Here is a 12,236-nt window from a genome sequence, read left to right on the forward strand (position 1 = left end):
CAATCGTACGCCGATCCGATTATTTTTTCTTTCCGTCCGCGTCGAATTGCTTGAGGAAGGCGAGAATGTCATCGATTTCCTGCTCCGATTTGAGGCCTGGAAACACCATCTTGGTGCTCGGGATCTTGGCCTGCGGCCCCTTGATGTAATCCCGGAACGTGGGCTCATCCCACAGGATGCCGGAGTTCTTGTTGGCGGGCGAGTAGCTGTAGCCCTCGATCGATCCCGCCGGCCGACCGAGAAGGCCGTTCAGTTTCGGCCCGACGGCATTCTTGGCCGTCTCCCCGATCTGGTGGCAGGCGCGGCACTTCTGGAAAATCTTCTCACCCGCAGCGGCATCGCCCGCCGCTTTGGCAGGATGGGGCAAGGCCGCAAACATCAACGAGGCCATCAAGGTCCAACGCAGCATCGAAGGTTCTCCTTCGAATTCGGAGGCGACCCAATCCGCTTGACCGCGGCCGAACCGCACAACCTTTCGCAATACGCTTACATCATTGCCGGCTTCCCTCCAAACCGGCTGAGGCAGCGTGAGGACGAGAACGCCAGGCTTCGGAAACTGACGCCAGTCCGAAAAGGGCCAAGTAGCGACATGAATGGCGGCGGCCGCGGGCTGCTTCGGTTCTTGCCGGCAATCGAAGTGGGGGGCCACAATGCCGAGAAGGCATCACTTCTTTTGAATTTCGGGTCGCCGAGAGAGATCAATTCCGGCTGACGCCCGGAGACTCCGCCGATTTCGGCGCAGCCTGCTGCAAATACTGGGAGGTTGAGAATTAGCTGGCGGACAGGGCGGGATTCGAACCCGCGATACGGTTTCCCGTATACACACTTTCCAGGCGTGCGCCTTCAACCACTCGGCCACCTGTCCGGCGCGCTGCTTATGACCGCCGAGCCGGCTTCTTTCAAGGGCCGATCGCAAGGCTTTTCACAGTTCGTGCGAATGAGGCGCTCGCGCCCGTTGCAAAGGCCTGTCGGAATGGGCACATCGAGGCTGGGGCCGGCCCCGATCCCGGTCTGCGGGCTCGGTTGCGCGCGAGGGAGCGATGGTGCGGTTTCTGCTGCGGCTGCTGGGCTATGTCCTGATCGCGGCCGGCTTTGTCTCTCTCGTCATCGACGGCGCGCGCTCGATCGCCAATTCCGCGCTGCAGTTCACCTCCCTCGGCACCACGCTCTCGGCCCTGCTCGGCGAGCGCTACCAATCGCTGCAGCCGGCGATCGAGCGCAATCTCCACCCGCTGCTCTGGGACCCGGTCCTGCTCAACCTGATGCGCTCGCCGACCGCGCTGGCGGCGCTCCTGCTGGGCTTCCTGCTGCTCAGGCTCGGCGCGCGGCCGGAACCGACGATCGGCATCGTCACACGACGGTGAAGTCGCGGGCGCGGATTCATGCCTGTCGAAATCGCGCCCACATGCCTATCTTGGTGGCCGACAGCACGATTAGGGAGCCCAAGATGTTCTTCCAGCGCAAAAAAGCCGTCCTGCCCCAGGCCGATGAAGCGCTGCCCGGCCGGCCGCAGGCGATCGCGACCGCCGAGCGGCATTTTCTCAGCAAACGCGCGCTGCAAGGCCCCTATCCCGAGGGGCTCGAGACCGCTGTTTTCGGCATCGGTTGCTTCTGGGGAGCGGAGCGCAAGTTCTGGCAGATCGAGGACGGCATCTGGGTCACAGCGGTCGGCTATACCGGCGGCCTGACCCCGAACCCGAACTATGAGGAGGTTTGCTCGGGCATGACCGGGCATAACGAGGTCGTGCGCGTGGTCTACGACCCCGCCAAGCTGCCCTACGAGATGCTGCTCAAGACTTTCTGGGAGAATCACGACCCGACCCAGGGCATGCGCCAGGGCAACGATATCGGCACGCAATATCGCTCCGGCATCTATGTCACCACGGCCGCGCAGCGCGAGGCCGCCGAACGCTCGAAGGCCGACTATCAGCAGGCGCTCAGCCAGCGTGGCTATGGCCCGATCACCACCGAGATCCTCGACGCGCCGGAATTCTACTTCGCCGAGGACTACCACCAGCAATATCTCGCCAAGAACTCGGCCGGCTATTGCGGATTGGGCGGCACCGGCGTCGCCTGCCAGATCGGCGTCGGCGTCGAAGCCTGACGCTCCGACCAACCCGAAACGGGACCCCGTAGGCTTGCCTGCGGGGTCTCTTCACGTCATGGCAGGAGGAGAGAGGACATCAGGAGGCACAGGATGGCACAGCAGGAGACCGAAGCGGAGACCGCGCCCGATTTCACGCCAGCAGTCCCTGAGCGCGTCCTGGAGACCTTCCTCTCGGCCAGCCGCTGGCTGCTGGCGCCGTTTTATGTGCTGCTCGTCGTCGCGCTTGGCGGGCTGCTGGTGAAGGCGCTGCAGGAGGCCTGGCACTTCATCAGCCATGTCTTCTCCGCGACCGAATCCGACGTGATCCTCGGCGTGCTCTCGCTGGTCGACCTGACCTTCACGGGCTCGCTGATCGTCATCGTGATCTTCTCCGGCTATGAGAACTTCGTCTCGAAGATCGATCCGAAGGCGCATCGCGACTGGCCGGAATGGATGTCGCAGATCGACTTCTCCGGCCTCAAGCTGAAGCTGATCTCCTCGATCGTCGCGATCTCGGCGATCCAGGTGCTGAAGGCCTTCATGAATGTGAAGGCCTCCTCCGACCGCGACCTGACCTGGCTCGTCGCGATTCATGTCGTCTTCGTGGTGTCGGGGCTGGTGATGGCCTGGACCGACAGGATCTCCGGCGAAGGGCATGGCGGCAAGGGCGGGCATTGACGCGATAGGCGCCCCGTCGCCTACGCACTCAAGGCCGGATGCGCTCGAACATGGTGACCTCAGCGCTTTTGTAGGACGCCTGCCCGAAAGGCGCATAGCCCAGCTTTCCGGCCAGCCGGACCGAGGCCGTATTGTTGGGATTGATGATGCAGACGGTACGGGTCTGTGGCCGATTGGCGTCGAACCAGGCATGAGCCGCGCCCACGGCCTCTGCCGCGATGCCACGCCCATGCGCCGCTGTCGCCGTGATCCAGGCGGCTTCCGGATAGGGATCGAACACCTCGCCGAGGCCGCGATGGAAATCGGCGAGCCCGGTCTGGCCGAGGAGGCGGCCGCTCTCCTTCTCGATGATGACGAAAAGCCCATACCCCAGCAGCGACCAGTGCCCGGCATAGCGCAGCAGACGGTGCCAACTCTCCTCCCGCGACAGCGGCCCGCCGATGAAGCTCATGACCGCGGGGTCGGAGAGCAGCGCGTAGCTCGCCTCGAAATCATCCAGGACGGGCGGGCGGAGCAGCAGGCGTTCGGTCTCGATCATAACAGCTTTGAACCATTTCCAGCGCTCGTCGCCTATGGCGGAGATGCGCGCTCCCGGTTGCGCGCCGGACACATCGCCGGCGAAGATCCCACACCGCATAAATGTGAAGCAGCCACCATAAGTTCTCGATATGTTCTTGCGTGAGACCTGAAGCTCGACTAGCCTCACGCAAGGGCAAGGGGTGGCGCTGATGGTGACGCGGGTCGCGACGGTGGCGTTCGAAGGCATCGAGGCGCGCGCCGTCGATGTGCAGGTGCAGGTGACGCCGGGCGGCGTCGCCTTCATCCTGGTCGGCCTGCCCGACAAGGCCGTGGCTGAAAGCCGCGAGCGAGTGCGCGCCGCGCTGATCGCCTCGGGACTGGCGCTGCCGGCCAAGCGCATCACTGTCAATCTCGCGCCAGCCGACCTTCCAAAGGAGGGCAGCCATTACGACCTACCGATCGCGCTCGGCGTGATGGCGGCGATCGGGGCGATCCCGGCAGATGCACTGGCGGGCTACACGGTCCTGGGCGAGCTTGCGCTCGACGGCTCGATCACGGCGGTGGCCGGCGTGCTGCCAGCCGCCATCGCCGCCTATGGCAGGGGCCAGGGGCTGATCTGCCCGGCGGCGTCCGGCCCCGAAGCGGCCTGGGCCGCCGCCGATATCGACATCCTCAGCCCGCGTTCGCTGATCCAACTCGCCAATCATTTCAAGGGCACGCAAGTGATGGCCCGGCCGGAGCCGGCCGTGGCGCGGCAATCGGGCTCCCTGCCCGATCTCGCCGACATCAAGGGCCAAGAGAGCGCCAAGCGCGTCCTCGAAATCGCTGCGGCCGGAGGTCATAATCTCCTGATGAACGGGCCGCCCGGCGCCGGCAAATCGATGCTGGCGAGCCGGTTGCCCTCGATCCTGCCACCGCTGAACCCGCGCGAATTGCTGGAAGTCTCGATGGTGCTCTCGGTCGCAGGCCATCTCGCCGACGGCGCCCTGACCGACCGGCGGCCCTTCCGCGCGCCGCATCACTCGGCCTCGATGGCGGCGCTCGTCGGAGGCGGATTACAGGCCAAGCCCGGCGAGGTCTCGCTCGCCCATCACGGCGTGCTCTTTCTCGACGAATTGCCGGAGTTCCAGGCGCAGGCGCTCGATGCGCTGCGCCAGCCGATGGAGACCGGCGACGTGCTGATCTCGCGGGCCAATCATCGCGCCGTCTACCCGGCCCGCTTCCAGCTCGTCGCGGCGATGAACCCATGCCGCTGCGGCAGGGCGACGGAGCCGGGCTTCGCCTGTCGCCGCCAGCAGAACGAGCGCTGCATGGCGCAGTATCAGAGCCGCATCTCCGGGCCGATGCTCGACCGTATCGACATCACCATCGACGTGCCGGCGGTCACAGCGTCCGACCTGATCCTGCCGAGCCCGAGCGAGGGCTCCGCCGAGGTCGCGGCCCGCGTCGCGGCGGCAAGGCGGCTCCAGACGGCGCGGTTCGAGGCGCTCGGCCTCGGCGGCATCTCGACCAACGCCGCCTGCCCGGCGACGGTGCTGGACGAGATCGCGCGGCCCGACAATGCCGGCCTCAAGCTGCTCAGGGATGCCGCCGATGCGATGCGCCTGACGGCGCGGGCCTATCACCGTGTCCTGAAGGTGGCCCGGACGCTGGCCGATCTCGACGGCGAATCCAAGGTCGGGCGCATCCATCTGGCCGAGGCCCTGTCCTACCGCTCGCGCATCGACCAGGTTGCGCAGGCGGCGTAAGTCTTGGCCTTCTCGTGAGCCTTGGCCTTCTACGGACAGCGCCCGCTTGCGACGATGCGGGCTGCACGGTCTGCGGAACGCCCGCAGGGTTAACGTTTCATGCCGTTCGATCGCTAAACTTCGACGGTCCAACCAACTCTTTCTCAATAGGGCGATGATAAGCAGGGGACATGGCTTTCCCTTCGTCATCGCTGGCATTCTGGATGGCGGTCGCAACGGCGATCCTCGCAATCCTGTTCGCGCTCAAGCTGGCGCGGCAGCGCGACCGCGTCGTGCGCCAGGCCACCGAACTCGCCCATGACATCGAGACACTGAACGACCGGCTCTGGGCACTGGCCGATAGCGAGGAGCGCTATCGCAGCCTGATCGAGGCTCAGGGCGACCTGATCGTGCGCCGCGACGGCGAGCGGATCGTCTACGCCAATGCCGGCTATGCCTCCCTGCTCGGCTTGAGCGAGGCCGAGGTCATCGGCAGCCAGGCGCAGCCGAGGCGCATCGCCTGCCGACCCGCTTTGGCGCTGGGCGACGGCGCCCGTGTCTTCGACGAGAGCCTGGCGACGCTCGAAGGCGAGCGCTGGATCTCCTGGGTCGAGACCGTCGTGCCGGTCGCGCTCGGCAAGACCGTGCTGCAGCGCGTCGGCCGCGACATCACCGCCCGCATCGCCGGCGAGCAGGAACTGGTCGAGGCCCGTGCCCGGGCCGAGAGCGCCAGCGAGGCGAAATCGCGCTTTCTTGCCACCGTCAGCCATGAATTTCGCACGCCGCTCAACGGCATTCTCGGCATGGCCGACCTGCTCGGCGACACCCGCCTCGACCCCGAGCAGACCACCTATGTCGGCGCGCTGCGGACCTCGGGCGAGGCGCTGCTCTCGCTCGTCGACGACATCCTCGACGTCGCCAAGGTCGAGGCCGGCAAGCTCGAATTGTCCGTGGCGCCCTTCGATCTCGGCCCGCTGGTCGAGACCGTCGGCGAATTGATGGCGCCGCGTGCCCAGGCGAAAGGCCTCGACATCGCGACCTATCTCGCCCCCGATCTGCCCAGCCGCCTGGTCGGCGACCGCGATCGGCTGCGCCAGATCCTGCTCAACCTCGTCGGCAACGCGATCAAGTTCACCGAGCATGGTGGCGTCGGCATCCGCCTCGATCGCGCCGGGGAGATGATCGAGATCACCGTCTCCGACACCGGGCCGGGCATCCCGGAAGACCGGCAGAAGGCGATTTTCGACGAGTTCGAGCAGGCGGACAACACCGCCACGCGCAGCCATGAAGGCACGGGGCTGGGTCTTGCCATCGTGCGGCGACTCGCCGCGCTGATGGGCGGCGAGGTCGGCGTCGAGAGCCGGCCTGGCGAAGGCGCGCTCTTTCGCGTCCGCCTGCCGCTCGGGGTCGCGGAGGCCGACGCGATCCTGGCCCCGCCGGACTGGCAAGGGCGGCGCGTGCTTGTCGTCTGCGCCGCCCCCTTCGCCGGGCGCTTCCTGGCGGACACGATCGCGACCACGGGCGCCACGGCCATGCTGGCAACCGGGCCCGACGGGGCGCTCGCCCTGCTGCGGCAAGACGCAGCTTACGACGCCATTCTCATCGATCAGTCGATCGGTCCGGACGCGGCGCGCGCACTGGCGGAAGCAGCGCGCCAGGCCGGGCCGGGCGAACGGTTGATCATGCTCTCCCCGACCGAGCGGCGGCAATTCGGCGTGCCGCGCGAGCAGGGCTTCACCGGCTTCCTGATGAAGCCGGTGCGGGCGCGCTCGCTCTATGAGCGCCTCTCGCCACGGCCGGAAGCCACCCTGCTCCCGCCGGATTCGCGTCAGGACGCGCCCGCTCCCATACTCCCGGTCGCGCCGCGGCTCACCGTGCTCGTCGCCGAGGACAACGAGATCAACGCCTTGCTGGCGACACGGACGCTGGAGCGGCTCGGCTGCGCCGCGATCTGGGCCCGCAACGGGCGCGACGCCATCAGCCATGTCGAGGCCAGCCTGAAGGGCGAGGCGGCAGCGCTTGACCTTGTCCTGCTGGACATCCGTATGCCGGAGCTCGACGGGCTCTCGGCCGCGCGCATCATCCGTACCATGGAGGCCGAGGCGAAAGCCGGCGCAAAACTGCCGCTGATCGCCGTCTCCGCCAATGTCTCCGCCGCAGATCGCAGCGCGGCGCAGGCCGCCGGCATGGATGATTGCCTGGCTAAACCTCTCGACCGCGCCGCGCTCAAACGCTGGCTCGACCATGTCGAAGGCGGCCTGATGTTGACTTTGAGTGCTTGAGACGGCGTCATAACGCTGACGCAGTTCTGTCGCGATCCTGTTAAATCGCCGGCGCTAGCGTTCCCATCGCCAGCATCGGCGGCGCAGGGGCAAGACGAGCCATGGCATTTGAGGTCTTTCGCGGCCACGATCAGCCGGCAAACCAATTGCCGGCCGGACATCCGTTCCTGGCGCGGCTGCGCAAGCTTGGCGGCCGCCCGGGCGAGTTCGACCCACTTTCAGGCACGCTCGGCCGTTCCGGCGCGCTCGAGGTCAGGCTGGCGCGAGGCCCACGCGAGATCTGGCGGGCACAACGGTTGCGCTACCGGGTGTTCTACCAGGAAATGTCGGCCAAGCCCGATGTCGTATCACGGATGTTCCGCCGCGACGCCGACCGTTTCGACGGGGCTTGCGATCATCTCCTGGTCATCGACCATGCCGCGCGCGGGCGCTTCGGCGGCACCAAGCCCAAAGTCGTCGGCACCTATCGCTTGATGCGGCAAGGCACGGCGACGCGCTTCGGCGGCTTCTACACGCAAGGAGAGTTCGACCTGCAGCCGCTGCTCGCGCGCCACCCATCCGCGCGCTTCCTCGAGCTCGGCCGCTCCTGCGTGCTCAAGCCCTATCGCACCAAGAAGACGGTCGAACTGCTCTGGCACGGCATCTGGGCCTATGTCCGCCACCATCGGATCGACGCGATGTTCGGCTGCGCCAGCTTCGACAGCACCGATCCCGACGCATTGGCGCTGCCGCTGAGCTTCCTGCACCACCATGCCCGTTCCGAAGGCGAATGGGGCGCCGCCGCCCGGCCCGACCGCAGCGTGGCGATGAACCGGCTCTCGGCGGAGGTGCTCGACGCCAAGCAGGCGCTGAAACAGATGCCGCCACTGATCAAGGCCTATCTCCGGCTGGGCGCCCGTTTCGGCACGGGCGCGGTGGTCGACCGGCAGTTCGGCACCACCGACGTGCTGGTGATCCTGCCCGTGGCCGCGATCGACCAGCGCTATCTCGATTATTACGGCGACGAGGGCCAGCGCTACGCGGCTTGAGGGCTTCAGAGCGTTTTCGAGCGAAGTGGACACCGGTTCGCTCGCGACAAACGCGAAGTTTGCGCGGAGAAAACGCGTTAAAACAAAGGAACTAGAGCTGTTGAACGATCCAATTGGATCGGAAACCGCTCTAGCTATTCCCCTGCCTCCGCCAGCGCCCGCAGGGCCTCGCGATAGGTGGGATAGCGGAGCGCGTAGCCGAGTTCCCGCTTCATCAGCGCGTTCGAGACACGCTTGTTCTCGCCATAGAAGCTCGCCGCCATGGGCGTCAGCTGCGCCGGATCGAACGGGGTCTCGGGCGGCGGCTCGATGCCGATCAGCCCGGCGGCGAAGCTCACCACATCCTGCGGCGGGGCGGGCTCGTCATCGGTCACGTTGTAGACTGCCCCGTTGCACGGCTTTTCGAGCGAGGCCAGCAGCACGCCGGCGATATCCTGCGCATGGATGCGGTTGAAGACCTGGCCGGGCTTGACCAGGCGCCGCGCCGTGCCCGCGCGCAGATTGACGATGCCGTTGCGGCCGGGGCCGTAAATGCCGGCGAGGCGGAAAATCTGCACAGGCTTTCCGGTCTTCTCCCCGAAGGCGAGCCAGGCCTTGTCGGTCGTGAGCCGCAGCGTCGAGCGCGCATTGGTCGGCCGGCATTCGGCTGTTTCGTCGATCCAGGCGCCGTCATGATTGCCATAGACACCGATGGTCGAGAGATAGCCGATCCAGCGCAGGTCGGGCGCAGCCGCAAGCTGCCCGGAGAGGCAGGCGAGCGCCGGATCGCCGTCCTCGCCAGGCTGCGCCGAGACCAGCACGGCATCGGCCTCCACGACGGCTTTGGCAAGCCGCGACGACACCGCGAAACCGTCGAAGACCAGGGTCGGAATGCCGGCGCGGCTGAGCGCTCCTGCCTTGTCGGCCGAGCGCACCGTGCCGGTGACCTCAAAGCCCTCAGCCAAAGCAGCACGCGCGAAAAAACCGGCGGTATAGCCGAGGCCGATAATGACGAGCTTCATGCGATGCATTCCGGCTGGGATGGGAGGGCGAGCCATTCGTGGCGGACATCCGCATCGGCCTCGCCTGCGAGGGCATGAGCGGCGAGGTGCCCGGCCCGCACTGGCGCGAGCCTGATCAGCGCCCAGGCAGCCATGGCGCGCACCAAAGGCGAGGCATCCGCGACCAGGGCCTCGGCGCTGGCGGCAAGCTCGGGCCGGTTGCTGTTGCCGATCGCGATCAGAACGTTGCGGATGAAGCGGTCGCGCCCCGTGCGCTTCACCGGCGTGCCGGCGAAGAGCGTGCGGAAGGCAGCGTCGTCCAGCGCCGCGAGATCGACCAATGGCAGCGCGTCGAGGCCACCCTTGAGCGCGAGCCGGGTTTCCTGCGCGGCGGCGGCGAACTTGTTCCAGGGGCAGACGGCCAGGCAATCATCGCAGCCGAAGACGCGGTTGCCGATGCCGGGGCGCAGCGCCGCATCGATATGGCCCTGATGCTCGATGGTGAGATAGGCGATGCAGCGGCGCGCATCGAGCTGATAGGGCGCGGGGAAGGCGTCGGTCGGGCAAATGTCGAGGCAGCGCCGGCAGGAGCCGCAATGGTCGCTCTCGGGCGCGTCCACCGGCAATTCGGCCGTGGTGTAGATCGCCCCGAGGAAGAGCCAGGAGCCGTGCTCGCGCGAGACCAGCACGGTGTGCTTGCCCTGCCAGCCGAGGCCGGCGGCCTCGGCAAGCGGCTTTTCCATCACCGGGGCGGTGTCGACGAAGACCTTGACGTCCGCCCCGCCCTTCGCAGCGAGCAGGCCCGCGACGCTTTTCAGCTTGCCCTTGATGACGTCGTGATAGTCGCGCCGCCGCGCATAGAGCGAGATCGCGGCCTTGTCGGGCTGACCGAGGATGGCAAGCGGGTCGCTATCGGGCGCGTAGCTCATGCCCAGCATCACGACGCGACGCGCCTCGCTCCAGAGCTTTCGCGGCGCGGCGCGCTCAGTGACGCGTTCCGCCATCCAGCTCATCTCGCCATGGTGGCCGGCCTCGAGCCAGGCCTGGAGACGCTCGGGAACCTGCGGGATGGCCTCAGTCGAAGCGATGCGGATGACGGCGAAGCCCTCGGCCCGGGCGCGCTCGACGACCGCCCGCTTCAGGCGCTCGCCTTTCAAAAATCCAGATTGTCGTAATGCGCGCTCGGAGCCATGCCCGGAATCCGGTCGGCCAGCAGCGGCCGGAAGCTCGGGCGGGACTTGATCCTCGCATACCATGCGCGCGCGGCCTCATCCTCTTCCCAGGGCACGTCGCCGAGATAGTCGACGCAGGAGAGATGCGCCGCCGCGGCGAGATCGGCATAGCTCAGTTCGGCCCCGGCGAGCCAGTTCCGCTTGGCAGTAAGCCAAGCGATGTAGCGCAGATGATAGCGCACATTGGCGCGCGCCGCGCGGATCGCGCTCATCTCGGGCGGCCCGCCGCCCTCGTCGCGGCTCATGAAGCGCTTCATCACCTTTTCCAGCACGAGCGGGGCGGTGATCTCGGCATCGAACTTCAGATTGAACCAGTCGAGCAGCCGGCGCACCTCGACACGCTCGCCCGGCCCTCCCGGCAAGAGGCGGCGTTCGGCCAGCGCCAGACCGCGCGTCTCGTCCAAATATTCGGCAATGACGCCGGCGCCGGGAACGGCAAGCCCGTTCTCCTCGCGGAAGACCGGCGTGGTGCCGGCCGTGTTGAGTTCAAGGAATTCGCGCCGCCGCTCCCAGACGCGCTCTTCGACCAGCTCGGCCTGCATGCCGAACTCGCCGAGAACCAGCCGGATGAAGCGCGAATGCGGGCATAGCGGATAATGAAAAAGGGTCGCCATGGCACTCATGAAACAGCGAGATGCGGCCGAAGCAGGGCCAGCGGAAAGGCGGGACGCAGCCATGCGCCAGGCGCTTGCTATAGTCCCAGGCCACGAAGGTCACAACCCGGGGGGTGTGTGGTGCCTCGATTTGCAGCCGCCGCATTGGCGAATTGGTAACCGAATTGCAAAGAGCTTGGTCCATGGAAGGGTGCGGTTTACCAAGCGCCGCGGCGCGCGATTCGCTTCAAAGGACAGCCTCTCATGCAAAACCTGATCGAAGCGGTCGTGCTCGGCATCGTCGAGGGACTGACCGAGTTCCTGCCGGTCTCGTCGACCGGCCATCTCCTGCTGCTCGGGCATTTCCTCGGCTTCGAATCCAACGGCAAGACCTTCGAGGTGCTGGTCCAGCTCGGCGCGATCCTGGCGATCATGCTGGTCTATTTCCGGCGCCTGCTCGATATCGCGCTGCGCCTGGGCAGCGACCCCGCCGCGCGGCGCTTCGTCATCGGCGTGCTCGTCGCCTTCCTGCCGGCGGCGCTGATCGGGGCCGTGCTGCACGGCTTCATCAAGAGCGTGCTGTTCAACCCGTTCCTGGTCTGCTGCGCGCTGATCGCAGGCGGGCTCGTGCTGCTGGTCGTCGACGAGCTCGAACTCGAGGTGAAGCACACCGACGCCACCACCTTCCCCCTGTCGATGTATCTCAAGATCGGCTTCTTCCAGTGCCTGGCGATGATCCCCGGCGTCTCGCGCTCGGGCTCGACCATCGTCGGCGCGATGCTGCTGGGCGCCAGCAAGCGCGCGGCGGCCGAATTCTCCTTCTTCCTGGCCATGCCGACCATGGCGGGCGCCTTCGCCTACGATCTGCTCAAGAGCTACAAAACCCTGACCTTCGACGATTCCCTGCTGATCGTCGTCGGCTTCGTGGCGGCCTTCTTCTCGGCTCTGATCGTGGTGCGCAGTTTCCTCGACTACGTCTCCAAGCGCGGTTTCGCGATCTTCGCCTGGTGGCGGATCATCGTGGGTCTGTTCGGCCTGGCGGGCTTGTGGATCGTCGGCTGAGAGCAGGATGCGAAAAAGTGGGCACCGGTTTTTCGCATTGATCCTGCTG

The 12,236-nt window shown here is 66.6% G+C and carries 12 protein-coding genes and 1 tRNA gene; 7 read left to right on the plus strand and 6 right to left on the minus strand.

Annotation, left to right across the window (positions count from 1 at the left end; translation table 11 throughout):
- Positions 1–19 precede the first annotated feature (19 nt).
- Complete coding sequence (locus ACSQ3P_RS11370) at positions 20–409, minus strand: c-type cytochrome (RefSeq protein WP_436165680.1); 390 nt, start codon at positions 407–409, stop codon at positions 20–22.
- A gap of 366 nt (positions 410–775) precedes the next feature.
- A tRNA-Ser gene (locus ACSQ3P_RS11375) sits at positions 776–865 on the minus strand.
- Positions 866–1,040: 175 nt separating this feature from the next.
- Here ACSQ3P_RS11375 and ACSQ3P_RS11380 point away from each other — a divergent pair.
- From ACSQ3P_RS11380 to ACSQ3P_RS11390, 3 genes are all read left to right on the plus strand, one after another.
- Entirely contained in the window at positions 1,041–1,364 is a 324-nt protein-coding gene (locus tag ACSQ3P_RS11380; protein WP_436165681.1) for a hypothetical protein, read from the plus strand.
- Positions 1,365–1,447: 83 nt separating this feature from the next.
- On the plus strand, positions 1,448–2,104 hold the full coding sequence (msrA, locus tag ACSQ3P_RS11385; protein ID WP_436166239.1) for a peptide-methionine (S)-S-oxide reductase MsrA: 657 nt from the start codon (positions 1,448–1,450) through the stop codon (positions 2,102–2,104).
- 93 nt (positions 2,105–2,197) lie between these two features.
- Positions 2,198–2,764 (plus strand): TIGR00645 family protein, encoded by a 567-nt coding sequence (locus tag ACSQ3P_RS11390; RefSeq protein ID WP_436165682.1) that lies wholly within the window; start codon positions 2,198–2,200, stop codon positions 2,762–2,764.
- Positions 2,765–2,792: 28 nt separating this feature from the next.
- Here the strand turns inward: ACSQ3P_RS11390 and ACSQ3P_RS11395 are convergent, their stop codons facing one another.
- Entirely contained in the window at positions 2,793–3,302 is a 510-nt protein-coding gene (locus ACSQ3P_RS11395) for a GNAT family N-acetyltransferase (RefSeq protein ID WP_436165683.1), read from the minus strand.
- Positions 3,303–3,492: 190 nt separating this feature from the next.
- On the opposite strand from ACSQ3P_RS11395, the gene ACSQ3P_RS11400 reads away from it, so the two are divergent.
- The 3 genes from ACSQ3P_RS11400 (at position 3,493) to ACSQ3P_RS11410 (ending at position 8,320) form a co-directional block, all read left to right on the plus strand.
- The gene (locus ACSQ3P_RS11400) at positions 3,493–5,031 is read left to right on the plus strand and encodes a YifB family Mg chelatase-like AAA ATPase (protein WP_436165684.1); all 1,539 of its coding nucleotides are present in this window, start codon (positions 3,493–3,495) and stop codon (positions 5,029–5,031) included.
- Between the two features lie 170 nt (positions 5,032–5,201).
- Positions 5,202–7,292, plus strand: a complete 2,091-nt coding sequence (locus ACSQ3P_RS11405) for an ATP-binding protein (RefSeq protein WP_436165685.1) — start codon at positions 5,202–5,204, stop codon at positions 7,290–7,292.
- Between the two features lie 101 nt (positions 7,293–7,393).
- The gene (locus ACSQ3P_RS11410) at positions 7,394–8,320 is read left to right on the plus strand and encodes a GNAT family N-acetyltransferase (protein ID WP_436165686.1); all 927 of its coding nucleotides are present in this window, start codon (positions 7,394–7,396) and stop codon (positions 8,318–8,320) included.
- A gap of 134 nt (positions 8,321–8,454) precedes the next feature.
- Here ACSQ3P_RS11410 and ACSQ3P_RS11415 read toward each other — a convergent pair whose 3' ends face one another.
- The 3 genes from ACSQ3P_RS11415 to ACSQ3P_RS11425 are packed head-to-tail and all read right to left on the minus strand — an operon-like array spanning position 8,455 to position 11,146.
- Positions 8,455–9,321 (minus strand): SDR family oxidoreductase, encoded by an 867-nt coding sequence (locus tag ACSQ3P_RS11415; RefSeq protein WP_436165687.1) that lies wholly within the window; start codon positions 9,319–9,321, stop codon positions 8,455–8,457.
- Positions 9,318–10,556: a tRNA epoxyqueuosine(34) reductase QueG gene (gene queG, locus ACSQ3P_RS11420; protein WP_436165688.1), complete on the minus strand. Its 1,239-nt coding sequence runs from the start codon at positions 10,554–10,556 to the stop codon at positions 9,318–9,320. The genes ACSQ3P_RS11415 and queG overlap by 4 nt, the downstream gene beginning before the upstream one ends.
- Positions 10,454–11,146 (minus strand): glutathione S-transferase family protein, encoded by a 693-nt coding sequence (locus ACSQ3P_RS11425; protein ID WP_436165689.1) that lies wholly within the window; start codon positions 11,144–11,146, stop codon positions 10,454–10,456. Before ACSQ3P_RS11425 ends, queG begins: the two co-directional genes overlap by 103 nt.
- 243 nt (positions 11,147–11,389) lie before the next feature.
- On the opposite strand from ACSQ3P_RS11425, the gene ACSQ3P_RS11430 reads away from it, so the two are divergent.
- Positions 11,390–12,187: an undecaprenyl-diphosphate phosphatase gene (locus tag ACSQ3P_RS11430; RefSeq protein WP_069689745.1), complete on the plus strand. Its 798-nt coding sequence runs from the start codon at positions 11,390–11,392 to the stop codon at positions 12,185–12,187.
- Positions 12,188–12,236 lie beyond the last annotated feature (49 nt).

The organism is Allobosea sp. LjRoot9, assembly GCF_964252745.1.
Classification (GTDB): domain Bacteria; phylum Pseudomonadota; class Alphaproteobacteria; order Rhizobiales; family Beijerinckiaceae; genus Allobosea.